The sequence below is a fragment of the Nocardia heshunensis genome (genome assembly GCF_054782115.1).
Window position 1 is genome coordinate 310,378 of record NZ_BAAGTC010000009.1, and the last position, 24,249, is coordinate 334,626.

At 68.4% G+C, this 24,249-nt stretch carries 19 protein-coding genes; 10 read left to right on the forward strand and 9 right to left on the reverse strand.

The annotated features are described in order from the left end of the window. Positions 1 to 3 precede the first annotated feature (3 nt). Both ACYVN4_RS29460 and ACYVN4_RS29465 read right to left on the reverse strand, forming a co-directional pair. Complete coding sequence (locus tag ACYVN4_RS29460) at positions 4 to 2,583, reverse strand: polynucleotide kinase-phosphatase (RefSeq protein ID WP_460725266.1); 2,580 nt, start codon at positions 2,581 to 2,583, stop codon at positions 4 to 6. Then, entirely contained in the window at positions 2,583 to 4,094 is a 1,512-nt protein-coding gene (locus tag ACYVN4_RS29465; RefSeq protein WP_460725267.1) for a 3' terminal RNA ribose 2'-O-methyltransferase Hen1, read from the reverse strand. Before ACYVN4_RS29465 ends, ACYVN4_RS29460 begins: the two co-directional genes overlap by 1 nt. Positions 4,095 to 4,239: 145 nt before the next feature. Between ACYVN4_RS29465 and ACYVN4_RS29470 the strand changes: the two genes are divergently transcribed. The 6 genes from ACYVN4_RS29470 to clpX all read left to right on the forward strand — a co-directional run bounded on the left by ACYVN4_RS29470 (position 4,240) and on the right by clpX (position 10,928). Beyond that, positions 4,240 to 5,484 (forward strand): DUF7373 family lipoprotein, encoded by a 1,245-nt coding sequence (locus tag ACYVN4_RS29470; RefSeq protein ID WP_460725268.1) that lies wholly within the window; start codon positions 4,240 to 4,242, stop codon positions 5,482 to 5,484. A 99-nt stretch (positions 5,485 to 5,583) separates the two neighbouring features. After that, a complete protein-coding gene (locus ACYVN4_RS29475; protein WP_460725269.1) occupies positions 5,584 to 6,159 on the forward strand; it encodes an FKBP-type peptidyl-prolyl cis-trans isomerase in 576 nt (191 codons plus the stop codon). Between the two features lie 247 nt (positions 6,160 to 6,406). Then, entirely contained in the window at positions 6,407 to 7,810 is a 1,404-nt protein-coding gene (tig, locus tag ACYVN4_RS29480; protein WP_460725270.1) for a trigger factor, read from the forward strand. A gap of 190 nt (positions 7,811 to 8,000) precedes the next feature. Then, positions 8,001 to 8,582 carry an ATP-dependent Clp protease proteolytic subunit gene (locus ACYVN4_RS29485; RefSeq protein ID WP_460725271.1) on the forward strand — a complete coding sequence of 194 codons (582 nt, stop codon included), beginning with the start codon at positions 8,001 to 8,003 and terminating at the stop codon, positions 8,580 to 8,582. A 100-nt stretch (positions 8,583 to 8,682) separates the two neighbouring features. Continuing rightward, positions 8,683 to 9,306, forward strand: a complete 624-nt coding sequence (locus ACYVN4_RS29490; protein ID WP_379358286.1) for an ATP-dependent Clp protease proteolytic subunit — start codon at positions 8,683 to 8,685, stop codon at positions 9,304 to 9,306. Positions 9,307 to 9,647: 341 nt separating this feature from the next. Then, positions 9,648 to 10,928 (forward strand): ATP-dependent Clp protease ATP-binding subunit ClpX, encoded by a 1,281-nt coding sequence (gene clpX, locus ACYVN4_RS29495; protein WP_379357211.1) that lies wholly within the window; start codon positions 9,648 to 9,650, stop codon positions 10,926 to 10,928. Between the two features lie 65 nt (positions 10,929 to 10,993). Here the strand turns inward: clpX and ACYVN4_RS29500 are convergent, their stop codons facing one another. The 7 genes from ACYVN4_RS29500 to ACYVN4_RS29530 form a co-directional block, all read right to left on the reverse strand. Continuing rightward, positions 10,994 to 11,608, reverse strand: coding sequence for a dihydrofolate reductase family protein (locus ACYVN4_RS29500; protein ID WP_460725272.1), 615 nt, complete (start codon positions 11,606 to 11,608; stop codon positions 10,994 to 10,996). Between the two features lie 200 nt (positions 11,609 to 11,808). Continuing rightward, on the reverse strand, positions 11,809 to 12,348 hold the full coding sequence (locus tag ACYVN4_RS29505) for a hypothetical protein (RefSeq protein WP_460725273.1): 540 nt from the start codon (positions 12,346 to 12,348) through the stop codon (positions 11,809 to 11,811). Positions 12,349 to 12,421: 73 nt separating this feature from the next. Further along, on the reverse strand, positions 12,422 to 12,793 hold the full coding sequence (locus ACYVN4_RS29510) for a nuclear transport factor 2 family protein (protein WP_460725274.1): 372 nt from the start codon (positions 12,791 to 12,793) through the stop codon (positions 12,422 to 12,424). A 99-nt stretch (positions 12,794 to 12,892) separates the two neighbouring features. Continuing rightward, a complete protein-coding gene (fdhD, locus tag ACYVN4_RS29515; protein ID WP_460725275.1) occupies positions 12,893 to 13,705 on the reverse strand; it encodes a formate dehydrogenase accessory sulfurtransferase FdhD in 813 nt (270 codons plus the stop codon). After that, positions 13,702 to 16,002 (reverse strand): FdhF/YdeP family oxidoreductase, encoded by a 2,301-nt coding sequence (locus tag ACYVN4_RS29520; RefSeq protein WP_460726730.1) that lies wholly within the window; start codon positions 16,000 to 16,002, stop codon positions 13,702 to 13,704. The genes fdhD and ACYVN4_RS29520 overlap by 4 nt, the downstream gene beginning before the upstream one ends. 97 nt (positions 16,003 to 16,099) lie before the next feature. Next, positions 16,100 to 16,819: a hypothetical protein gene (locus ACYVN4_RS29525; protein WP_460725276.1), complete on the reverse strand. Its 720-nt coding sequence runs from the start codon at positions 16,817 to 16,819 to the stop codon at positions 16,100 to 16,102. A 147-nt stretch (positions 16,820 to 16,966) separates the two neighbouring features. Beyond that, positions 16,967 to 17,227 (reverse strand): hypothetical protein, encoded by a 261-nt coding sequence (locus ACYVN4_RS29530; RefSeq protein WP_460725277.1) that lies wholly within the window; start codon positions 17,225 to 17,227, stop codon positions 16,967 to 16,969. 22 nt (positions 17,228 to 17,249) lie between these two features. On the opposite strand from ACYVN4_RS29530, the gene ACYVN4_RS29535 reads away from it, so the two are divergent. The 4 genes from ACYVN4_RS29535 (at position 17,250) to ACYVN4_RS29550 (ending at position 24,236) form a co-directional block, all read left to right on the forward strand. Beyond that, on the forward strand, positions 17,250 to 17,525 hold the full coding sequence (locus ACYVN4_RS29535) for a hypothetical protein (RefSeq protein ID WP_460725278.1): 276 nt from the start codon (positions 17,250 to 17,252) through the stop codon (positions 17,523 to 17,525). Further along, the gene (locus ACYVN4_RS29540) at positions 17,525 to 18,790 is read left to right on the forward strand and encodes a hypothetical protein (RefSeq protein ID WP_460725279.1); all 1,266 of its coding nucleotides are present in this window, start codon (positions 17,525 to 17,527) and stop codon (positions 18,788 to 18,790) included. Before ACYVN4_RS29535 ends, ACYVN4_RS29540 begins: the two co-directional genes overlap by 1 nt. After that, the gene (locus ACYVN4_RS29545) at positions 18,787 to 21,048 is read left to right on the forward strand and encodes a serine/threonine-protein kinase (protein WP_460725280.1); all 2,262 of its coding nucleotides are present in this window, start codon (positions 18,787 to 18,789) and stop codon (positions 21,046 to 21,048) included. The genes ACYVN4_RS29540 and ACYVN4_RS29545 overlap by 4 nt, the downstream gene beginning before the upstream one ends. Positions 21,049 to 21,170: 122 nt before the next feature. Next, positions 21,171 to 24,236, forward strand: a complete 3,066-nt coding sequence (locus ACYVN4_RS29550; protein WP_460726732.1) for an FAD-dependent oxidoreductase — start codon at positions 21,171 to 21,173, stop codon at positions 24,234 to 24,236. Positions 24,237 to 24,249 lie beyond the last annotated feature (13 nt).

Below are 24,249 nucleotides of genomic sequence, written 5' to 3' on the forward strand. Positions count from 1 at the left end.
GCCCTACAAGCGCGGGTCGACCGGCTCGGTCTCCAGCGCCAGGATCGCGAACACCGCCTCGTGGACCCGCCACAGCGGCTCCCGGGTGACGAAGCGGTCCAGGGCCTCGAGGCCCAGGGCGTATTCGCGCAGCGCCATCGAACGCTTGCCGCCGAGGTTGCGCGAACGCAGCCGCTGCAGCTGGTCGGGGCGCAGGTACTCCGGGCCGTAGATGATCCGGAGGTATTCCGGGCCACGGCATTTCACGCCCGGCTGCACCGGGCGGCCGCTGCGGGTGCCGGTGCCGGTGACCAGTGACGCCAGGGGTTTCACCACCATGCCCTCGCCACCGGCCGTGGTGAGTTCGATCCACCAGGCCGTCGCCTCGGCCTCGGCCTCCGGGGAGGTGAGGTCGACTACGCGGCGGTCGGTGGGGGTGAAGAACTCCGGGTCGGCGGTGACCAGGCGGTCGATGCGCTCCAGGTGCCAGTTGTGGTCGCGCCCGGCGAGATTCGCGCCGGAGGCGGCCAGCAGTTGGAACGGGGCCAGGCGCACGCCGTCGAGACCGTCAGTGGGCCAGCAGTAGTGGCCGTAGGCGGTGGTGAAGGCGTCGGCGTCCGCGCGGCGCGCGTCGGTGCGCGTCGCGAGATCGCCTACGTCCAAACCCCTTTCGGCCGCTGCCGCCAGCACGTTCGTGGCCTGTGCGAGCGAGGCGCGCGCGGCCGTGCCGACCGCCGCGTACTGGCTGCGCAGCAGGCCCATCGCCTTGGCCGACCACGGCAGCAGTTCGGTGTCCAGCAGCAGCCAGTCGGTGCCCAATTCCTCGAACAGCCCGGCGGTTTCGGCCGCGGCTCGCACCCGGGCCAGCAGCGCCTCGGTGCGCGCCGGATCGTCGAAGAAGGGGCGGCCGGTGCGGGTGTACACCGCGCCGGTCGAGCTGTCCTCGATGCCGAAGCGGTCCCGTGCGGCCGTCGCCGACCGCGAAACCACCACCACCGCACGCGAACCCATGTGTTTGGCCTCGCACACCACGGTGTCCACGCCCTCGGAGCGGTAGTACTCGAAGGCCTGGGCCGGATGCTCCAGGTAGCCGTCCAGGGTGGAGGTCGCGCACGGCGACATGGTCGGCGGCAGGTACACCAGCCAGCGCGGGTCCACCGCGAAGCGGCTCATCACCTCGAGCGCGGCCGCCGCGGCGTCCTCGCGGACGTTCACCCGGCCGAGGTGGCGGGTCTCCACCACCCGGCGGCCGAGCACGTCGTCCAGATCCAGCACGCCCGGATCCCGCTGCACGACCGCCTCGCCGGTGGCGAAGACTCCGGCCTCCAGCGGACGCACCGGCTCGAACCAGACCTGTTCGGCCGCAACCGAAACCGGCTCGCGTTCCGGGTAGCGCAGCGCGGTCAGGCGACCGCCGAACACCACGCCGGTGTCCAGGCACAGGGTGTTGTTCACCCACACCAGGTCGGTCATCGGCGTGTGGCCGTAGAGCACCAGCGCCTTGCCGCGGTAGTCGCTCGCCCACGGGTAGCGCACCGGCAGGCCGTATTCGTCGGTCTCGCCGGTGGATTCGCCGTACATGGCGAACTCACGCACCCGGCCGGAAGTACGGCCGTGGTACGCCTCCTTCAGCCCGGCGTGCGCGACCACCAGCTTGCCGCCGTCCAACACGTAGTGGCTGACCAGGCCGCGCATGAATTCCTGTGCGGTCTTGCGGAATTCGGCGTCCTCGGCCTCCAGCTGGGCCAGCGACTCCGCCAGCCCGTGCGCCACCTTGACCCGGCGGCCGTCGAGCGCGCGCACCAGCTTGAACTCGTGGTTTCCGGTGACGCACAAGGCGTTTCCGGAGCCCACCATGCCCATGACCAGTCGCAGCACGCCCGGGGTGTCGGGCCCGCGGTCGACCAGGTCGCCCACGAACACCGCGGTGCGGCCTTCCGGATGCCGTGCGTCCACCGCCCGGCCGTCCTCGTCGCGGGCGATGAGGTAGCCGAGCTCGTCGAGCAGCGTCTCCAGTTCGCTACGGCAGCCGTGCACATCGCCGATCACATCGAAGGGCCCGGTGAGATCGGACTTGTCGTTCCACAGCCGCTCGTCGCGGATACTCGCCGCGTCGATCTCCTCGACACCGCGCAGCACATGCACCTTGCGGAAACCCTCGCGCTCCAGGAACTTCAGCGAGCGCCGCAGATCGCGCTGATGGCGGTTCACCACGTGTGGGCCGAGATCCGCGCGGTCCACGCGCAGCGCGTTGCGGCGCACGCACTCGGCCTCGGGCACGTCCAGCACGATCGCCACCGGCAGCACATCGTGGGCGCGCGCCAGCTCCACCAGCGCCTGTCGCGCCTTCGGCTGCACATTGGTGGCGTCGATGACGGTGCGCAGCCCGCGCCGCAGCCGCACGCCCGCGACGTGATGCAGCAGCTCGAACGCCTCGTTGGTGGCCGACTGATCGGCCTCGTCATCGCTCACCAGCCCCCGGTAGGCATCCGAGGACAGGATCGCCGTCGACCGGAAGTGCCGGTGCGCGAACGTCGATTTCCCGGACCCGCTGGAGCCGATCAGCACGACCAGCGACAGCACCGGGATGGACAGCTCAGCCATTACGCGGCTCCTTTCTCGTCGCTGTCGTTGTTTCCGTCTTTCGTGAACACAGCCATCTGTGTCGACGCCCCCACTTCCGCATCCTCGGGCCCGATCGGCTCGAATCGCACGGCGTACCCGTATGTTTCACCGACCCGCCGCGCCCAGTCCGCGAATTCTGCCCGGCTCCACTCGAATCGGTGATCGGTATGCCGGAACGTGCCCGCGTGCAGGGTCTCGTAGCGCACGTTGTACTCGCTGTTCGGTGTCGTCACGAGCACCGCGCCCGGCGCGGCCGACCCGAACACCGCATGCTCCAGCGCCGCCAGCCGCGGCGCGTCCACGTGCTCGATCACCTCCATGAGCACGGCCGCGTCGTACCCGCGCAGCGAGGCGTCGGTGTACGTGAGCGCGCCCTGCCGCACGGTGACCCGCCGCGACTGCCACTCCGGCAACCGCCGCATGCGTCGCGCCGCGATGTGCAGCTCCCGCATCGACACGTCGATCCCGACGATCTCGGTAAAGGCCCGGTCCGCCACCAGCTCTCGCAGCAACGCCCCCTGCCCGCACCCGAGATCCAGCACCCTGCTGGCCCCGGCCGCCGACAACGCCCGATGCACGGCCTGCCGCCGCAGCACCGCGAGCGACTGTCCCGGCTCGTCCGCCGCGGTCTCGGCCGTACCCGGCTCGGACCCGGTCGAATCGGTGCCCGCCGCAGCCGCTTCCGATGCGTCGTCGTCGAGTTCGACCTCAACCGCGTCCAACTCCTCCGGCTCCGCATCGTCCAGCTCCGCTAGCCGGGCCAGGGCCGTACGAACCAGCGTGTACCGCCGAGTCAGGTAGCGACGCGTGATCCACTCCCGTTCCGGGTGCCCGACCAGCCAGCCCTCGCCGAAGCGCAGCAGCTTGTCGATCTCGGCGCCGTCGAGCCAGTAGTGCTTGCTGCCGTCGAGCACGGGCAGCAGCACATACAGGTGCGACAGCGCATCGGAAAGCCGCAGCGTGCCGGTGAGTTCGAGCCGCAGGTAATGCGAGTCACCCCACTCGGGAAACGCCGGGTCCAGCGGCAGGGGAGTGGCCACCACATTCCAGCCCAGCGGTGCGAACACCCGCTCGGCGTATTCCACGCCGCCCTTGCACGGCACCGCCGGGAGTTCGATGCGCAACGGTAGCGGGGTCTCGGCCAATTCCGGGCGTTGCGCGCAGCGCCCGTGCAGGGCCGTCCCGAATACCGTCGAGATCGCCACCGACAGCAACGACGACGCCGCGTACGGGCGGTCGTTCACATACTGACCGAGACTGAATTCGGGTGTCCCCTTGGATTTCCCGCGCACCAGCCGGACCGGATCGATCTCCAGCAACAATGCAGCGGTGCAGCGCTGCTCGGACGCCTCGGGATACAGCACGTGGGCGACGCCGTAGGACTGCTCGAAAGTTTGTATGCGGGCGGGATTCTTGTGCAGCAGAAAGCCGAAGTCGCTGGCAGGCCAGGCGGCGTCATCGGGTCGCGTACAAGAAATCGTCAACAGCATCCTGCGATGCTCCCGTAATAGCGTCGGCCCGGCAAACATATTTGTGTGTGTTCGCGTATCCCGCAGTCCCGCAATGAAATCGAATCGGCAACGATATCGAGTTGAACGGTTGCCCATGTAGCGGGTCCGGCTCACACTCGAAAAGATGCTTCCAGGGGAGGAATTCACCGGTGGTCGCAGCACGGGGAGGCTTCGCCGTACACGGCCCGGGCAGGCGTCATGCCTGGCGGTGGCGGTGTTGGCGAGCGCCTGCGCGATCGCCGGAACACCACGCGCTACGCAACCGGATCTCGGCGGGCTCGATCTGACCGGCTACGGCGGTCAGACGCTGTCCGCACCACCGGACACCGCATACGGCGGACTGCTGGAGTCGGCGCGCATGTCGGCGGCGGTGGTGTCGCCGCGCGTGATCGATCCGGCGCTGAGCGCCATTGCGGCCGCACCGCTTCCGACACCCGCCGCGACCGTCGGCATTCTCGCCGACGTCAACGTGGACACCCTCGCTCGCTTCGGCATGCTTGCCGGTTTCAGCATCGGCGGTACCGACGCCGAGTCCGGGACGCCGCAGGCGGGGCAGGCCCGGTCGGTGCGGCTCACCGTGCTGCGGATGCGGGACAACGTCGCCGCCATCGATGCGGCTCGGCAGCTCGACGCGGTCGATGCCAAGGTCGCCCGCGAGAATGTCGACGTCGGGTTTCCCGATTACTTTGCCACCTACGGACATTGGCGGCCGCGGGTGGCGAGCATGGCCGCCACCCTTGCGCACGGCCCGTTCGTCGTCACTCTGTACCTGACCGCGCCGACCACCGATCGCGAGGCGCTGCGCGCCCTGGCCACGGCCGCGTTCGACGCCGAACTGCCCCGGCTGGACGCCTTCGCGCCCACCGCCGCCGAAGCGCTGCCAACACTCCCGCTGGATCCCGACGGCATGATCAGCCGCGCCCTACCCGCCGACTCCGGAAAATGGCCCTACCCAGAGCTTTTCGTGCACGACGACGGTCGTATCGCCGGGTGGGGTGGGCAACGGGATGCGACCGGGGTGGTCTACGGGCCCGTCGAGGCCGCCGCCTGGTCGGGATTCGGCGACACCGCCCCGGAGGCCATGGCGGTCGTGGGTTCGACCCACCTGCTGCGGTTCGCCGACGCGGTCGCCGCGCGCAAGGCCCTGCGTCAGCGGGAGGCCTCGACGGTGCCGCAGTTCAAGGCAGCGTCGCCGTCCGGGATACCGGACGCGCTGTGCCTGAGTGACCCGGTCGCGGCATCGAACGGCGACGTGGTCACCTGCCTCGTCCTGCACGGCCGCTACCTGGCCGTCGTCTCCGGCCCGGATCAAACCACCGCGCACCGTAAGGCGAGCGCCCAGTACGCACTGCTGGTGCGCGCCGCCTGATTCCGGCCCTGCGATCCGGTGCGAACCCGCCGCGCCGTGTAGGTTCGGCGCGGCGTCGCAATCCGTGCGGCAATCCGGATCAGACGGACAGGAGCGGGAATGCGCTTGGTGGGCAAGGTCGGTGCGATCGGTGCGGTCGCGGCCGCGCTGGTGCTGGTGGCCGGTTGCGGCAGCAGCGACAGCAAGAGCGACAGCAAGTCCGACACCTCGACGGCCTCGACCTCGGCCAAGCCGGCGCAGACGTTCACCGTCGCGCTGCCGCAGGCCGACGGCAAGGACTGCACCATCACCGTGACCGGCGGGTTCGGCGAAGCCCCCGGGATCACCCTGCCCGACGGCTGCACGCCGCCGACCGAGCTGTTCACCAAGGACCTGGTTACCGGCACCGGCCCGGCCGCGGCCGCCGGACAGCAGCTGAGCACCAACTACACGCTGATCACCTGGTCGGACAAGAAGAAGCTGGACAGCTCCTTCAGCCGCGGCCAGACCTTCGATCTCACGCTGGGCGCGGGCCAGGTCATCAAGGGCTGGGACCAGGGCCTGGTCGGCATCACACAGGGCACCCGCCGCCTGCTGGTGATCCCGCCTAACCTCGGCTACGGCCAGGGCGGACACGGCATCAAGCCGAACGAGACCCTGGTCTTCGTGACCGACGCCGTCAAGGTCGGTAACTAGCTCCCCCGCCTCCCCGCGACTTTTGCCGGTCGTCGGGTGCCCCCACCCGTCCCGCCCCGGGCCGCCTGTCCGGTGTCGGGCTGGGTTTCGGGCGTGCCCGACGAGTTACCCCGGTCGGCGGCAAATCAGTCGTCGCGGCCCGTACGCATCCGATTGCGTGCCCCAGACGACGGTCGACTAACCTGGGCAGGATGCGTTTGGGGGGAACCAAGACGTCAACCATGTACAACGAACAAGGAGCATGTCCGTGAAGAGCACCGTCGAGCAGCTGAGCCCGACTCGGGTCCGCATCAATGTCGAGGTGCCCTTCGAGGAGCTGAAGCCTGACTTCGATCGCGCCTACAAGGCCCTCGCGCAGCAGATCAAGATCCCCGGCTTCCGTCCGGGCAAGGCCCCGGCCAAGCTCCTCGAGGCCCGTGTCGGCCGTGGCGCGGTGCTGGAGCAGGTCGTCAACGACGTGCTGCCGAAGCGCTACAGCGAGGCCGTCATCGAGACCGAGGTCAAGGTCATCGGTCAGCCCGAGATCGAGATCACCAAGATCGAGGATGGCGAGGAGCTGGCCTTCACCGCCGAGGTCGACATCCGCCCGGAGATCACCCTGCCGGAGTTCTCCAGCCTGGCCGTCACCGTCGACCCGATCGAGATCACCGACGCCGACATCGAAGAGCAGCTGCAGTCGCTGCAGGCCCGCTTCGGCACCCTGAAGTCGGTCGAGCGCGCGATCGAGAACGGCGACTTCGTCTCCATCGACCTGTCCGCCACCGTCGACGGCGAGACCGTCGAGGAGGCCTCCACCACCGGCCTGTCCCACGAGGTCGGCTCCGGCCAGCTCATCGAGGGCCTGGACGAGGCCCTCATCGGCCTGAAGGAGGGCGAGTCCAAGGACTTCAACTCCACCCTGGTCGCCGGCGAGCACGCGGGCAAGGAAGCCGTGATCACCGTGACCGCGCAGTCGGTCAAGGAGCGCGAGCTGCCCGCGGCCGATGACGACTTCGCCCAGCTGGCAAGCGAATTCGACACCATCGACGAGCTGAAGGAAGACCTCAAGACCCGCGTCGAGCGCGTCAAGAAGGTCCAGCAGGCCGGCGAGATCCGCGACAAGGTCCTCGAGGCCCTGCTCGAGGCCGTCGAGATCCCGCTGCCCGAGGGTGTCGTCAAGGCCGAGGTCGACGCCGTCGAGCACGACGCCGTCCACGGCTTCGACCACGACGAGGCCAAGCTGGCCGAGGCCCTCGAGGCCCAGGGCTCCTCGCTGGAGGAGTTCAAGAAGGACACCAAGGAAGCCGCCGAGAAGTCGGTCAAGACCCAGCTGCTGCTGGACGCGGTCGCCGAGGCCGAGAACACCCAGGTCGGCCAGGACGAGCTGTACGAGCGGATCATCTTCCAGGCGCAGCGCTACGGCATGAGCCCGGATCAGTTCATCCAGCAGATCCAGCAGGCCGGTCAGCTGGGCGCGGTCTTCGCCGACGTGCGTCGCGGCAAGGCCCTTGCCGGTGTCGTGGTCGCGGCCACCGTCACCGACACCGCCGGCAACACCGTGGACACCGCCGAGATGTTCGGCAACCCGGCCGAAGAGGCCGAAGAGGTTTCCGCGGAAGAGCTCGCGACCGTGGCCGATGCCACCGAGGCCGCCGAGGTCGAGGCCAAGTAAGAGCAAGGAACGCAGCGCAGTATAGGTTTGCGCTGTGAGCGAAGCAGGGCGGTACCGGGAGTCTGGTGCCGCCCTGTTTCGTTAGGGTTTGTGTCAGCGCTGGAACATTCAAGTGATCAGTTGGTGGCTTGTTAACCGAGCCGTTGAGAGAGGGCAGGTATCCGTGACAATTCATCAGGCAGGGGTGCACATGACATCCGCGACTGCTGGTCTGAACCTCAGTGATTCGGTGTACGAGCGCCTGCTGCGATCGCGCATCATCTTCCTGGGCACTCAGGTCGACGACGACATCGCCAACAAGCTGTGCGCGCAGATCCTCCTGCTTGCGGCCGAGGACCCCACCAAGGACATCTCGCTCTACATCAACTCCCCGGGTGGTTCCGTGACGGCCGGTATGGCCATCTACGACACCATGGAATTGGCGGAGTGCGATATCGCCACCTACGGTCTGGGTCTCGCCGCCTCGATGGGGCAGTTCCTGCTCGCCGCGGGCACCAAGGGCAAGCGCTACGCGCTGCCGCACGCGCGGATCATGATGCACCAGCCGTCCGCGGGCATCGGTGGCTCGGCCGCCGACATCGCGATCCAGGCCGAGCAGTTCGCGTACACCAAGCGTGAGATGAACGAGCTGCAGTCGCAGTTCACCGGCAAGTCCATCGAGCAGGTCACCGCCGACGCCGACCGCGACCGCTGGTTCACCGCCGCCGAGGCCCTCGAGTACGGCTTCATCGACCACGTGATCAGCCGCGCGAGCCAGGCGAACGCGAACTAGTTCCGCAGCCCACCCACCCAGACTTTTGGAGACGTTTATGTCCAACATGATCGATCCGCGGGCCGCGGGCATCACCTTCGCCGCCGCCGGCTCCAACGGGATGCAGATGCCGCAGGGCCGCTACATCCTGCCCTCGTTCGTCGAGCACTCCAGCTTCGGTGTCAAGGAGTCCAACCCTTACAACAAGCTGTTCGAGGAGCGCATCATCTTCCTCGGCGCGCAGGTGGACGACACCTCCGCGAACGACATCATGGCGCAGCTGCTGGTGTTGGAGTCGCTGGATCCCGACCGTGACATCACCATGTACATCAACTCGCCCGGTGGTTCCTTCACCGCGCTGATGGCCATCTACGACACCATGCAGTACGTGCGCGCCGACGTCGCGACCGTCTGCCTGGGCCAGGCCGCCTCGGCCGCCGCCGTGCTGCTCGCCGCGGGCGCCCCCGGCAAGCGGGCCGCGCTGCCCAACGCCCGCATCCTGATCCACCAGCCGTCCACCTCGGGCGGTATCCAGGGCCAGGTCTCCGACCTGGAGATCCAGGCCGCGGAGATCGAGCGCATGCGTCGTCTGATGGAGACCACGCTGGCTCGCCACACAGGCAAGGACGCGGATGTCATCCGCAAGGACACCGATCGCGACAAGATCCTGACCGCCGACGAGGCGAAGGAATACGGGCTCGTCGACACGGTGTTCGAGTACCGCAAGCTCAGCGCCCAGAAGTGATCCGGGTGGGCGGCGGGGCCCGGGTTGTGTTCCCACGGGGCACAACTCACCCTCGCCGCCCAGGGCAGGGGTGAGTCCACGCACATGTCCGGTGAGAAACGTGCCCAAGTTGTCGACCTCGGTCACGAGAAGCGGGTACGGTCACTCTAGGGACCTTTGCTCGTGGTTGTCGGCTCTGCTTTTGGATCCAACACAGATGCTCGTTTTCGGGCATCGTGGAACACACAGCCGAATCGCCGGATCCGCAAACTCAGGGGTCGCGGCATACGCTCGAAGAAGGCAGCTCGCCGGCAACCGGGGACAGACGGTTGCACGCGGACAAGGAAGTAGGGACCCAGGAGATGGCGCGCATCGGTGATGGCGGCGATCTGTTGAAGTGCTCTTTCTGTGGAAAGAGCCAGAAGCAGGTCAAGAAGCTCATTGCGGGACCGGGGGTGTACATCTGCGACGAGTGCATCGACCTGTGCAACGAGATCATCGAGGAAGAGCTCGCCGAATCCAGCGAGGTCAAGCTCGACGAGTTGCCCAAGCCCGCGGAAATCCGGGATTTCCTCGAGCAGTATGTGATCGGGCAGGACGCCGCGAAGCGGACCCTCGCGGTGGCGGTTTACAACCACTACAAGCGAATTCAGGCCGGCGACAAGGGCCGGGACTCCCGCGGTGAAGCGGTCGAGTTGATGAAGTCCAATATCTTGATGCTCGGCCCGACGGGCTGTGGCAAGACCTATCTGGCGCAGACGCTGGCCAAGATGCTGAACGTCCCGTTCGCCATCGCGGACGCGACCGCGCTGACCGAGGCCGGCTATGTCGGTGAGGATGTCGAGAACATCCTGCTGAAGCTGATCCAGGCCGCGGACTACGACGTGAAGCGCGCCGAGACGGGCATCATCTACATCGACGAGGTCGACAAGATCGCCCGCAAGTCGGAGAACCCGTCCATTACCCGTGACGTGTCCGGTGAGGGCGTGCAGCAGGCGCTGCTGAAGATCCTGGAGGGCACGCAGGCGTCGGTGCCGCCGCAGGGCGGTCGCAAGCACCCGCACCAGGAGTTCATCCAGATCGACACCACCAACGTGCTGTTCATCGTGGCGGGCGCGTTCGCGGGTCTCGAGCGGATCGTGCAGGACCGGGTGGGCAAGCGCGGCATCGGTTTCGGCGCGGAGGTTCGCTCCAAGGCCGAGATCGACACCGCCGATCACTTCGCGGATGTGATGCCCGAGGATCTGATCAAGTTCGGTCTGATCCCCGAGTTCATCGGCCGTCTCCCGATCGTCGCCTCGGTCACCAACCTGGACAAGGAATCCCTGGTCCGGATCCTGGCCGAGCCGAAGAACGCCCTGGTCAAGCAGTATGTGCGGCTGTTCGAGATGGACGGCGTGGATCTGGAGTTCACCCAGGACGCGCTGGAGGCCGTCGCGGATCAGGCGATCCTGCGGGGCACCGGTGCTCGTGGTCTGCGCGCCATCATGGAGGAAGTGCTCCTCCCGGTCATGTACGACATCCCCAGCCGGGATGACGTGGCCAAGGTGGTCGTGAATGCCGACACGGTGAACGACAATGTGCTGCCGACCATCGTGCCGCGCAAGCGTCAGACCCCGGAGCGTCGGGAAAAGTCGGCGTAAGCCTGAACTGAACGAAACCGGCTCCGCGAGAATCATTCTCGCGGAGCCGGTTTTTTTTGTATCCGCTATTCAGCGCCCATGAGACCGTAGGTCGGGTCACCGGTCTTGCGGTAGGTCGCGAGGATGACGCCCTTCGGGGTGATCAGCGATTCGGTGAGGGCGAACGCGGCCGGAAGCGCGTCGGCGGTGAAGAGGCGCTTGCCGGTGCCGAGGATGACCGGGCAGACCCAGAGGTTCAAGGTATCGACGAGACCGGCGGCCAGCAGCGAGGCGGTGAGTTCGCCGCTGCCGTGGACCTGGAGTTCGCGGCCGGGGCGGGCCTTCAGTTCGGTGACCTCTTTGACCAGATCCCCGTGCAGGAGTTCGGTTCCCGACCAGTCGGCTTTGTCCAGGGTGCTGGTCGGCACGTACTTGGGGAGGTCGTTGAGCTTGTTCGCGATCGGATGGCCCGGCGGATTGTGCTGCGGCCAGTACTCCGCGAAGATCTCGTAGGTCTTGCGGCCGAAGAGGAAGGCGTCCACGCGCTCGAACACCGAGACGATGCGATCACCGAAGACGTCGTCGTCATAGGGTGCGGACCAGCCGCCGTGCGCGAACCCCCCGCTCGGATCTTCCTCCGGTCCACCCGGCGCCTGATAGACGCCGTCGATGGTGACGAACTGGGTGACCGACAGTTCCATGATGTTCTCCTGTGAGCTCTCTGCGCCGGTGAGACGACACCGTGGGAGAGCCGTGGAGTCGGTGACGGTCGGTGGAGCCGATCGCGCCCGTGGTGAGAATCGCCGTTGATCCCCCGTGGTTCGCCGTTGAACCTTTACTCCGTTACTCCGAAAATCGGTGTGGTCGGGTCACCTGTTACGACGGTGCGGCGCGCGAGAATTCATCGCCGGGGCGGCTGCTGCCGGCGCGGCAGTTTGAGCGTGAAGGGCGCGGGCTCGGGGACCGGGAAACGTTCGCGCGGAGCGACCAGCAGAATCGCCAGGGCCAGCACCGGAAGCAGCAGCACCCCGAGCACATCGAAGGTGTAGCTGAGGGTGGTGAGCCCGTCCGGGCGATGGAAGAGGTGGTAGATGGCGTGCGGTAGGCCGAAGACCAGCCAGCCGAATCCGGTTACCCGGGCGATGACACTGTCGCGGTACCACAGCGCGGCCCCCGCGATCGCGCCGAGCGCCAGGAAGAACGCGCCCACATCGGTGATCAGGTGGTGGTTGTAGGGTCCGTCGCCGCGCACCCAGTGCAGGCCGAAAGGGTAACTGTCGTAGAAGGACTCGGGTGCGACGATCGCCCACAGCCCGGTGACGACGCCGACCGCGGTCAGGAAGCCCAGCAGGCCGAACAGTGTCATCCACTGGCGCCGGTTCACCTCCAGCCGGAAGTTGACCCGAACTCCGTCACCGGTGCCGCGCAACGAGATCCGCACAGGCCCTCCCACCTTCGCCGAATCACTGTGCTGCCACCGTAATTCGGGAAGGGGGAGGGGACAAGCCCGAGAGCTAGATCTGCTCCATCTTCAGGTCGTCGGCGCTCCAGTAGGCGCGCATGGCGACGATCTTGCCTTCGTCGTTCAGTTCCATCACGTCGATGGGGGAGAGGGTCATGCGGTGCCCGTTGGACACGGTGACCAGGGTGAAGTGGGCGGCGACCTTATTGCCCGCCACCCTGACGGTGTGCAGTTCGGTCTCCCGGTCGAGGTTCTCGAGCGCCTTGTAGAGCTCGCCGATGGCCTCGTGGCCGCGACGCTCGGGCGTCCCGATCGGGTCTTCGACGACCGCGTCCTCGGCGTAGAGGTCCACGATGGCGGACGTCGGTCCGGTGGCCACCAACTTCACGTACTGCTCGACGACATCCCGGGGCTGCGCTGCCATGGAGAGACTCCCATCAAAAGTGAAACGTGTTCTACTGCGGAGCCTAACAGCCGGGCGGCCCGAAGAAACCCCTGCGGCTCACCCTGTGGACGCGACTGCTCACAGAGCGAGTCGGTCCTCGCCGCAGTAGACGTTCATGGACTCGCCGCGCAGGAAGCCGATCAGCGTAAGGCCGGATTCGGCGGCCAGATCCACCGCCAGCGAACTGGGCGCCGAGACCGCACCCAGGATCGGAATCCCGGCCATGACGGCCTTCTGGACCAGTTCGAAGGAGGCGCGGCCGCTCACCATGAGAATGAGATCGTGTGCGGGCAGCCGGTTTTCGCGCATCGCCCAGCCGATCAGCTTGTCGACGGCATTGTGGCGGCCGATATCCTCGCGCACCGCCAGCGCCTCGCCGTCCGCGGTGAACAGGCCCGCGCCGTGCAGGCCGCCGGTGGCGTCGAAAACCTGTTGGCGGGAACGCAATTCGGTGGGCAGCTTGGCGAGGGTGTCGACGTCGATGCGCGGCGTGCCCGACGGAATCGGGTGGCGCAGCCGGGTCTGAACTTCGTCCAGGGCGGTCTTGCCGCACAGGCCGCAGGAGCTGTTGGTCAGGAAGGGGCGCGGCGTGATCGGCGTGGGGTTGCGCAGCTGCACATCGAGCACGTTGTAGGTGTTCTGCCCGTTCTCGTCGGTGCCCGCACAGTAGCGGGCGGTGACGATGTCCTCGGCCGAATCGATGATGCCCTCGGCGTAGAGGAAGCCGTGGATCAGATCGATATCCGCGCCGGGGGTGCGCATGGTGACCGTCAATGATTGCCCGCCCGTACGGATTTCGAGCGGTTCCTCCACGGCGAGCGTGTCGGGGCGGGTGATGATTCCGGTCGGCGAGATGCGAAGCGTGCGGCGACGGGCGGTGACTCTGCTCATGCGGTGTGGATGTGGCGTTCGAGGCGGATGGTGACGGCCTTGGAGACGGGCGTGTTGGAGCGCCGCGCGACATGGTCGAGCGGGATCAGCGGATTGGTCTCCGGGTAGTAGGCGGCGGCATTACCGCGCGGGGTGGCGTAGCCGACCAGCCGGAAGGCGATGACTCGGCGTTCGGTGCCGTCCTCGAATTCCGAGATCACGTCCACCAGATCGTCTTCGGTGAAACCGAGGGCGGTGATGTCTTCGGGATTGACCAGCACCACGCGTCGCCCGTTGTGGATGCCGCGATAGCGGTCGTCGAGCCCGTAGATGGTGGTGTTGTACTGGTCGTGGCTGCGCAGCGTCTGCAGGATGAGGCGGCCCTCGGGGACCGGCAGCCAGTGCAGGTCGTTGACCGCGAAGTTGGCCTTGCCGGTGGCGGTGCGGAACTCGCGGGCATCGCGGGGCGGGTGCGGGAGCTGGAAACCGTTGCGGCCCCGGACCTTCGTGTTGTAGTCGGTGCAGCCGGGCACCACATTCGCGATAGCGTCGCGGATCTTGTCGTAGTCGCCCTTGAATGCGGTCCACGGCACCGAGTGCTCGGGTCCGAACAGCGCTTCGGCGACCTCGCACACGATGGCGACCTCGCTGCGCAGCTGATCGCTGACCGGGGTGAGTCGACCCGTGGACAGGTGCACCATGGACATCGAGTCCTCGACCGAAACCTGTTGGCGCACACCGCCCTGGGTGTCCTCGTCGGTGCGGCCCAGGGTGGGCAGAATGAGCGCGGTCCGCCCGTGCACCACGTGGCTGCGGTTGAGCTTGGTCGAAACCTGCACGGTGAGCGCGCAATTGCGCAGCGCGGCCTCGGTGACCTCGGTATCGGGGGTGGCGGAGACGAAATTGCCGCCCATGCCGAAGAACACCTTGCCGCCGCCGTCGCGCATGGCGCGGATGGCATTGACGGTGTCGAAGCCGTGTTCGCGCGGGCTGGCGATGCCGAATTCGCGGTCCAGGGCGGCGAGGAAGGTCTCGGGCATCTTCTCCCAGATGCCCATGGTGCGGTCGCCCTGCACGTTGGAGTGGCCGCGCACCGGGCACACGCCCGCGCCCGGCTTGCCGATCATGCCGCGCAACAACAGCAGGTTGGTGGCCTCCTCGATGGTGGCGACGCCGTGCACCTGCTGGGTCAGGCCCATGGCCCAGCAGATGATGGTGGCCTTGGACTCGGCCAGCAGTTGCGCGGTGCGGTCGAGGTCGGCGCGAGACAGGCCGGTGGCCTCCTCGACGACGGTGAGATCGACTGCGCGCATGTGCTTTTCGTACTCGGCGAAGCTCGCGGTATGTGCGTCCACGAAGGCGCGGTCCACCACGGTGCCGGGGTTGCGGTCCTCGGCGTCGAACAGCAGCTTGCCCAGGCCCTGGAACAGGGCCATATCGCCGCCGAGTCGGATCTGCAGGAAATCGTCGGCGATGGTGATGCCGCCGGTGAAGCCCTTCACGGTCTGCGGGTCCTTGAACCCGATGAGCCCGGTCTCCGGCAGCGGGTTGACGGCAATGACCTTGGCCCCGTGCGCCTTCGCCTCACCCAGCGCGGAGAGCATGCGCGGATGGTTGGTGCCCGGGTTCTGCCCGGCCACGATGATCAGGTCGGCGCTGTTGAAGTCGTCGATCGTCACCGAGCCCTTGCCGATGCCGATCGAGCTGGTCAGCGCGGTGCCCGAGGATTCGTGGCACATGTTCGAGCAGTCGGGCAGGTTGTTGGTGCCGAAGCTGCGGACCAGCAGCTGGTAGAGGAAGGCGGTCTCGTTGGCGGTGCGGCCGGAGGTGTAGAAGACAGCCTCGTCGGGGGAAGCCAGTGCGCGCAGGTTGTCGGCGATCAGGCGGTAGGCGTCGTCCCAGGCGATGGGGGAGTAGTGGGTGTCGCTTTCGCGCAGCACCATCGGGTGGGTGAGGCGGCCCTGCTGGCCGAGCCAGTAGCCGGACTTCCCAGCGAGGTCGTCGATCGAGTGCTCGGCGAAGAATTCGGGGGTGACGGTCCGCAGGGTCGCCTCCTCGGCGACGGCCTTGGCCCCGTTCTCGCAGAACTCCGCCGGGCGGCGGCGACCGCTCGGTTCCGGCCAGGCACAGCCCGGACAGTCGAAGCCGTGCCGCTGATTCACCCGGGTCAGCGTGCGGGCGGTGCGCACCACACCCATCTCCTCGACCGCGCGCTCGAGTGCGACCGTGACCGCCTTGATGCCCGCCGCCTCGGTCTTCGGCGCGGTGACGGTCAGGTCCGACTCGTCGATATCGCTCTTCGGCGCGGCACGATGCATGCTCACGATTGTCCTCTCCGGCGCGGCGGCCGTCCCAGTCGGTACTCGCATCGTAGGTCCGGAACGCCCGACTTACTGGACTGGTCGGTCTTCTGCGTCAACGTGGGTGATCGTTGCCGCGATAGACAGGGCGGCGGGCTCGGTTGGCCTTACCATCGAACAAGCGAGGGGTCACGCCGATGAAGACACATCCGTATTCTGTTCGGCGTGCCGGTGGGGACCGGCATGCGAAACCAACCCGCGCGGTGAGATTTTCACCCCGAACCCTGCGGCTGTTCCTCCTGGTCGCGGCGGTCATCGCGCTCGTTACGCCGGCCGCTGTCGGCTGGGCCAATCCCGATGCCACCCAACAGGTTCCGATCACCACGGTGCCGATCTCGGCGCCACAGTACACCGCACCGGTGAAAGTTCCGTCCGTTACCGAGAATCCGCCCACCGTGCAGCCGAAGTACAGCTGCTCCGACTGCGGCGGCGGCACCCACGACGGCCCCATCACCAGCGAACCCAAAACCCCCGGCTGCGGCACCGCCTGCGACAAACCGGTGCCGCAATACTGTCCGGACGGGTCGGAGAAGCCCACCTGGGGCACCTGCCCGATCACCCCGAAACAGGAGTACTGCCCAGACGGTTCGGTCAAACCCGCCAGCGGCGTCTGCTCCTCCGCCCAACCCGAATACTGCCCCGACGGTTCGGCGAAGCCGCGCAGCGGAATCTGCCCGTCGGCGGTGCCGCAGTATTGCCCGGATGGTTCGGTGAAGCCGTCGAGCGGGGTGTGCCCGTCGGCGCAGCCGCAATATTGTCCCGACGGATCGGTCAAGCCGGACAGCGGGATTTGTCCTTCGGCGGTGCCGCAGTATTGCCCGGATGGTTCGGTGAAGCCGTCGAGCGGGGTCTGTCCGTCGGCGCAGCCGCAGTACTGTCCCGACGGGTCGGTCAAGCCCGCGAGCGGTAACTGCCCGACGACTCAGGCCAATCCGCCGCCGGTGATCACCACGCCGGTGCCGCCGTCGACCGGGAATCGGCCACAGCCGCAGCCGAATCCGCCGCCGACCACGCCGGTCGTGACCACCGTTCCGGCCGCTCCGCCGCCGACCACGACGGCCGCGGCGGTTCCACCGAGCGTTGCGCCCACCACTACGGTCGCGCCCGTTCCCGCGCAGACCTCCGGGTTGTCGCTCAACCCGCCCGCCGTGCCGCCCGGCGCGCCGGTGACGGCCAGCGGCACCGGCTGTGATCCGGGATCGGATGTGCGCCTGGCGATCGGCGGTGCGGACGCGGGTGGCACCAAGGCGCGCTCCGACGGCGGCTTCGAGGCCACCCTGGTCACCGGCGACACCGAGATCGGCCAGCACGAGGTGACCGCGGACTGCGGCCGGAAACTGGCCGCTCCCTTGGACATCGTGCTGGTCAGTCAGGTGGGTGGCGGCGCGGCCACCATGACCGTGCTGATCTTCTTCCTGCTCATCGGCGGCTGGTTCTACGGCCATCGCCTGATCTCCCATCTGCCCGCACGGAGGCCATGATGACGAGTCGCACATCCGCGCGAGGGGGGCCCGCGGTAGCGGCGTTACTGGCCGTATTCCTGGTCCTGACAGTGGTTTTCGCGGCCGGACCCGCACACGCCGCGGGCGAGGTGAGCGCGAAGGCGACCATCGACGGCCGCGCCATCGCCGGGGCGAGCGCCGACAATCCGGTGCGGCTGGATCCCAAGAAGGTGGTGCCGGTCGTCGTCGAGGTCACCAATCCCACCGCGAACTCGGTGTCGATCCGGCGGGTGGATCTGGCCGGGCACGTGCTCGGGCTGAACTTCTATTCCTATTCCACGACAGTCGAATTGACGGTCGGGGCGGGCAAGACCGAGAAGCTCACCTACCGGCTGGATCCGGCCGGGCTCGACGGGCAGGCGACCGGGTTGATCGGCTCGGATCTCACCCTCATCGCCGGGGACGGCAAACCGCTCACGGCCGTGCACACCGTCATCGATGTGCGCGGCTCGCTGGTGTCGGTGTACGGGCTGTTCGGCATCATCATCGCGGTGCTGACCGGGCTGGCGATCGCCGACGCCGCGCTGACCGTTGCGCGCCATCGGCTTTCGGCCAATCGCTGGCAGCGTGGGCTGCGGCTGCTCGCCCCGGGACTGGGCATCGGTCTGATGATCGGCTTCACCGCGTCGGTGGCGCGCTGGTGGGTGCCCGGCACCGCGTTGTGGCTGTCGCTGGCCGGGGCCACCGCCGCGGTCTTCTTCCTCGCGGGCTACCTCTCGCCCACGCCGCGGCAATCCGACGACCTGGGACTGGATCCCGAAGATCTCGCCGCCGCAAGGGAACTCGACGCACTCGGCTTCCCGGCTGGTGGCACGTCGGATCCGGCGGCGATGCCCGCCCCGGCCCTGTTCCCGGCCGGAGTCGGCCCGAACCCGCCCTACGGCGGAACCTATCCCGACCTGACCCCGCAGGGGCAACCCGGCGGGACCTACCGCGACCTCGAACCACAGGGGCCGCCGAATCAGGCGTACTCCCAACCTATTCCGGGGGCCGACGACCGGACCCAGAAGATCAACACCGGCGGCATGTACCCGGGCAGCGGTCCACTGGCGACGGCGATGGACCCGAACTCGGGTGGGCTGCCGACCGTGATGGGCCCGCGCACGCCGCCCGGTTTCGGCGACACGACCCTCGGACACGGCGTCGATCTGGGTAAACCCGGATCGCCATTGCCGCCGCCCGGCGACGATGAACCGACGATTCGCAGCCTGCCCGGCGAAGGAACCGGAGGTGCGGGGCGATGAGCGCGGGGAATCGGGCCGACACCGAGCTGGTGCGGGTGCGGGCGGCGCTGCCCGGCTACGAGGTCGGCGGTCAGATCGGGCGCGGCGGCTGCGGGGTGGTGCTGGCGGGAGTGCATCGGGGGTTGGGCCGCCGAGTCGCCATCAAACAGATTCCGGCGCAGTTCGCCGACGATATGCAGGTGCGGCGGCGCTTCGTGGCCGAGGCGCGGGTGATGGCGGCGCTCGACCATCCGCACGTGGTGCCGGTGTACGACTACGTCGAGCACGAGGACCTGTGCCTCCTGGTGCTGGAGTACCTGCCCGGCGGAACCGTCGAGAACCGTTTCATCACAGCGGGATTCGAGGCCACCGCCGCCCTCGCCGTGGCGCTGTCCTGCGCCGCCGGACTGGACGCGGCGCATCGCGGCGGCATCCTGCACCGCGACGTGAAGCCCTCCAACCTCATGTTCGCCGCCAACGGCGCGTTGAAACTCACCGACTTCGGCATCGCCAAGATCGTCGGCGGCGAGGACACCCTGGTGACCCGCGCCGGTGAGATCATCGGCACCCCCTCCTACATCGCCCCCGAACAGGTCCGCGGCCAACAGCTTTCCCCCGCCACCGACGTCTACGCCCTGGCCACCATGCTCTACCAGCTGCTCTCCGGCATGCTCCCCTTCCCGCCCGGCCCCGACGCCCTCTCCCTCCTGTTCGCCCACGCCTACGGCGACCCCGTCCCCCTCACCGACGTGGCCCCCTTCATTCCCCGCCCCATCGCCGAAGCCGTCATGCGCGGCCTCGCCCCCGACCCCGCCGACCGCTACGACAGCGCCGAAACCTTCGGCATCGCCCTCGCCGAACCCGCCGCCCACCTCTGGGGCGCGAATTGGCTCACCCCCGTGGGCATCCCGGTCATCGGCGCCGACACCATAGTCGCCGCCGCCACCGGCAGCTCCCGCTCCCACAGCCCCCAACCCGGCCACGGGACACCGCCACCGGTCCAGAACACACCCCAATCCAGCCTGTGGACACCACAACCCGGCCCAGGTACGTCGCAGTCCGGCCCTTGGACGCCACAACCCGGCCCGATGACGCCTGCTCCGCAATCGAATCCACCCCGCCATTCGCCCTACGCCGCGACCGCCGATTCACTGTCCCGCGAAGGCGTGGAACAGCCCCGGACCTCGCAGGGCCGCGGTGCCCAGCCCGGTGGACCGGCAGCAGCGGACGGGTCGCGCAGCGCGCCGACGCTTCGGCCGGGGTCGTCACCGATGCCGGGCGGAATGTCGTCGGCACCCCGGCAGGGTCCGATGGCACCGCCGGGTCGTGCGGCGGGCGGTATGCCGCCGCGGTCCAGGGCGCCTGGCGGGTCTGGGGGATTCGGGCCCGCAAGTGGGCCTGCCGGATTCGGCCCGGCGGGATTCGTGCCCGGGGGCGGGGCTGGACCCAATAGGGCGATGGAGCGTGTGCGGCCGAAGGAACCGTTGCCGCATGGTGGGGTGCGGCTGGCGGAGGTGGCGCGGGGGGATCTGGTGCCGGTGCAGCGGGTGGTTACGTTGCCTTCGCCTCGGGTGCCGTTCTTGGTGGCCGCGGTGCTCGTTGTAGCTACCGGGGTGGTCGCACTGCTCGGGGTGGGGGCGGCGGAGCGGAATGTGCCGCCTGCCGGGATGATTCGGGTCGGTGGGGTGGATCCGGCTTCGTCGGTGGTGGATCTGGATCTGACGAAGCCGGTGGCGATCACGGTCAGCGGGAGTGATGCGGATGCGGCGAAGCTGTCGGTGGATGTGCTCGGGGTGGGTGTCGGGGGACAGGCCGCGACGTTGCAGGGTGGGGCGGGGGAAGTGGGCGCGCCGGTGAACAAGTACGTGCTGGCGGGGCGGTTGACCGGGGAACTGTCGTTGTCGCGCAATGGGGCCGAGACGGCTGTTTACAAGTTCGGGATGCGGACTCGGCAACGGTCCACCACCACGGCTACCGCGGTCGGGCTGTTGCTGCTGCTGTTGTTCGCCGGTGCGTATGCCGAATCCAATGCGCGGACACTGCGGCGCGGGAGTGCGCGTTTCGCCTCCACCGTAGGGCTGGCGATCAGTGTCGGTCTGCTCGGGGTGGCGGCGGTTGGCGCGTCCTGGGTGCTGCTGGGGCATGAACCCACGGTGCTCGGGGTGATCGTCTGTGCCGCTGGAGGTATTGCGGCGGGGCTGGCACTGGCGTCGGGGTGTAGGCGGGTCGGTAAGCGCTACCGCTACGTGCGTGTGCAACGACTTCGGGAGCGCGCCTGAACGTCTGCAGATCCGCGAGAGCGCGGCCGGATTTGCCGGTCACGGTAATGGTGAACCTGGATTCAGGCGATATAGGCACGAGCGCAGCGGGATCCGGCTGCACGGGAGACGGGGTGGGAAGTATGGCGGGGCGGCCGGTTATCGAGATTCGGGAATGGGGGCGGCCTGCCCGGCGGCGCATGCTGGACGGGCCGATCGTGTTCGGCCGTGCCGACAGCCACGAGGTGCTGTCGGACAACGGGGTCTCCCGACAGCATCTGCGGCTGGTACCGACCCCGACCGCGCTGTCGGTGGTGGACCTGGGCAGTCGGAACGGCACCACCGTGAACGGTGTGGCATTGACCGGGCGGCGCGAACTGATCACCGGTGACGTGGTGCGGCTGGGGCGCTGCGAGATCCTGGTGTTGCACACACCCACCGCCGATGTCGAGGGCCACGAGGGGTCGTCGACCGTGCTGGGTCCGCCGGGGGCCATTCCGCGCCCGCCCGGCCCGGCAGCGCCACTCCCGCGCTGGGTGAACGTCGCCAATCGCGTGCTCGGCCTCGACCCCACCGGCGAGCGGAACCTGTTCCCCGCCTTCACCGAACTGCCGAGCCGAATTCCCCTGCCGGTCTGGCAGGCGGCGCGGTTCGTGAGCATCGGCCTGTTCCTGGCGTTGATCGTCACCCTGTTCGTGCGACCCGCGGCCGGGCTGTTCTGGTTCTTCGCGGTGATCGTCCCGCTGCTGCCCGGCCTGTTCCTCATCGCACCCGGCCTGTGGCGCAACACCTGTCCGCTCGCCGCCACCAACCAGCTGCCGCGCCTGTTCGGCTTCACCCGTGCCGCCACCCCGCCGGTCTGGCTGCAGAAGCGCGGCTATCTGATCGCGGTCGCCCTGTTCTTCGGTATCGCCGGATCGCGGGTGGCGGGCCTGGATCGCAGTGGAATCGCCACCGGCGCAGTGCTTTCCGCGGTGCTGCTGGCCGCCTTCACCGGCGGTGTCGCCTTCAAGGGCAAGAGCGGTTGGTGCAGCAGCATCTGCCCGCTGTTCCCGCTGCAGCGCGCCTACGGGCAGACCCCGTTCGTCACCATCGCCAACAATCACTGCCAACCGTGTGTCGGCTGCGCCAAGAACTGCTTCGACTTCAAGCCGCGCGCCGCCTACCAGGCCGATATGGCCGACCCGGAACGCGGCTGGGCGGCACCGCGCAAGCTGTTCGTGGCGGCGCTGCCCGGCTTCGTGCTCGGGTTCATGCTACTCGCCGGGCACACCGGACTGTCGGTGCCGAATCGGTATCTGGCGCTGGGTGTTTCGCTGCTCATCGCGATCGGCGTCTATTTCGCGCTGGAGGCGCTGACCCCGGTCAGCCCGGCCATGCTGTCGGCGGTGTACGCGGTCATCGCGCTGAATGTCTTCTACTGGTTCGCCGGACCCGTGCTGATGCGTTCGTTCGCGACCGTCACCGGTGTGAGCGCGGCCTGGATGCACTGGCTGATCAGCCTTTTCATCCTCGCGGCCACCGTCGCGTTCCTGGCCCGCACCCGGGTCAGCGAACTGCAGTACGCGTTGACCACCGGTGCGCGCACCGCACCGGTCGTGCTGCCGTTCCCGCGCCTGCGCACCGAGACCGGGAACGCCACGACCCCCGGCGCCGCGGTGGATTTCGACGGCACGGCATTGGCCGCCGAGTCCGGCGCGAGCCTGCTCGAACTGGCGGAGCGGGCGAACCTGCCACTGGAGTCGGGCTGCCGGATGGGTGTCTGCGGCGCGGATCCGGTCGCTGTCCTGGACGGTGCCGAGCGACTGTGTGAACCGACGGCCGATGAACGGAACACCCTGCGGCGACTGGGTTTCGCCGCAAACACCCGCATGGCCTGTTGCGCGCGCGTGGACGGCGGCGGAGTCAAGGTGTCGCTCACCCCGGAACCCGGTCGCGGTGCCGGTGACCGCCCCGTCAACTTCGATCGCTCCTTGGTGAGCCTGGTCGTCATCGGCAACGGCATCGCGGGCGTCACCGCCGCCGACTTCCTGCGCCGCGGTCACCCCGACTGCGAAATCCACCTGGTCGGACGGGAATCCCACGACTTCTACAACCGCATGGGTATCTCCCGGCTCATCCCCGGCCGCTCCGCCATGCAGGGTCTGCACCTGCTGCCCGAACAGTGGTACGAGGAGCACGGCATCCATCCGTGGCTCAATACCCTCGCGACCCGGCTGGATCCGCGCGCCCAGCGCGTCCACCTCGGCACCGGCGACGTACTGCCCTACGACCGGCTCATCCTGGCCACCGGCTCGTCCGCCGCACTGCCGGAGATCGACGGCCTGCGCAGGCCCGGCAGTTTCGTGCTCCGCACCGCCGCCGACGCCCTCGACATCCGTGCCTACGCTCAGCAGCGGTCGTGCACGCGCGCGGTGGTGGCGGGCGGCGGCCTGCTCGGCCTGGAGGGTGCCTATGCCCTGCACCAGTTGGGATTACGGGTCACCGTGCTGGAACGCGGGCCGCGCCTGCTCGGCAAGCAGCTCGACGCGCGCGCTTCGGCGATCGTGCTCGACCACTTCACCCGGGCCGGGATCGAGGTCCGGCATCGGGCCGAAACCGCCGCGCTGACAGGCGATTCCAGAGCTGCGGCGAACAATGTCGATCCGGTGCGGGCCGTCGCGCTGAAGGACGGCACGGTGCTGCCCTGCGAGGTGTTCCTGACCGCTATCGGCATCCGGCCCAACACCGAACTGGCTGCCCGCGCCGGAATCCCCGTGCGCCGAGGCATTCTCGTCGACGACCGCATGCGCACCGCCGCACCCAACGTCTTCGCGGCGGGGGATGTGGCCGAGCATCGCGACCGCGTCCTCGGGCTGTGGCCGATCGCCGCCGAGCAGGCCCAGGCCGCCGCCGTCAACGCCCTGGGCGGCGATCAGGTGATCACCGCCGAGACTCCCGCGACCATCCTGAAGGGGGTGGGCCTGGAGCTGTTCAGCATCGGACAGGTGGAACCGGGCCAGCGCGACGAAGTGATCGTCGTCGACGCCTCCCCGCGCCCCTCCTACCGCCGCCTGGTCATCTCCGGCGGTCGGGCCGTGGGCGCGATCGTGCTCGGTCACCACCCGGGCGAAGTGGCCGCCGCCCAGCAGGCCGTCCGCGCCCGCAGGGAAATCTCGCCGTTCTCCCGCAACGCCCTGCAACAAGGAGACTGGTCCGCGCTGAGCTAATTCAGGAGGTAGG

Bases quoted from the DNA above. Each gene is read 5' to 3' on its own strand.
- ACYVN4_RS29460 (WP_460725266.1), bottom strand. From the start codon at position 2,583: ATGGCTGAGCTGTCCATCCCGGTGCTGTCGCTGGTCGTGCTGATCGGC.
- ACYVN4_RS29465 (WP_460725267.1), bottom strand. From the start codon at position 4,094: ATGCTGTTGACGATTTCTTGTACGCGACCCGATGACGCCGCCTGGCCT.
- ACYVN4_RS29470 (WP_460725268.1), top strand. From the start codon at position 4,240: ATGCTTCCAGGGGAGGAATTCACCGGTGGTCGCAGCACGGGGAGGCTT.
- fdhD (WP_460725275.1), bottom strand. From the start codon at position 13,705: ATGAGCAGAGTCACCGCCCGTCGCCGCACGCTTCGCATCTCGCCGACC.
- clpX (WP_379357211.1), top strand. From the start codon at position 9,648: ATGGCGCGCATCGGTGATGGCGGCGATCTGTTGAAGTGCTCTTTCTGT.
- ACYVN4_RS29500 (WP_460725272.1), bottom strand. From the start codon at position 11,608: ATGGAACTGTCGGTCACCCAGTTCGTCACCATCGACGGCGTCTATCAG.
- ACYVN4_RS29485 (WP_460725271.1), top strand. From the start codon at position 8,001: ATGACATCCGCGACTGCTGGTCTGAACCTCAGTGATTCGGTGTACGAG.
- ACYVN4_RS29540 (WP_460725279.1), top strand. From the start codon at position 17,525: ATGACGAGTCGCACATCCGCGCGAGGGGGGCCCGCGGTAGCGGCGTTA.
- ACYVN4_RS29475 (WP_460725269.1), top strand. From the start codon at position 5,584: ATGCGCTTGGTGGGCAAGGTCGGTGCGATCGGTGCGGTCGCGGCCGCG.
- ACYVN4_RS29545 (WP_460725280.1), top strand. From the start codon at position 18,787: ATGAGCGCGGGGAATCGGGCCGACACCGAGCTGGTGCGGGTGCGGGCG.
- ACYVN4_RS29550 (WP_460726732.1), top strand. From the start codon at position 21,171: ATGGCGGGGCGGCCGGTTATCGAGATTCGGGAATGGGGGCGGCCTGCC.
- ACYVN4_RS29520 (WP_460726730.1), bottom strand. From the start codon at position 16,002: ATGCATCGTGCCGCGCCGAAGAGCGATATCGACGAGTCGGACCTGACC.
- ACYVN4_RS29510 (WP_460725274.1), bottom strand. From the start codon at position 12,793: ATGGCAGCGCAGCCCCGGGATGTCGTCGAGCAGTACGTGAAGTTGGTG.
- ACYVN4_RS29490 (WP_379358286.1), top strand. From the start codon at position 8,683: ATGCAGATGCCGCAGGGCCGCTACATCCTGCCCTCGTTCGTCGAGCAC.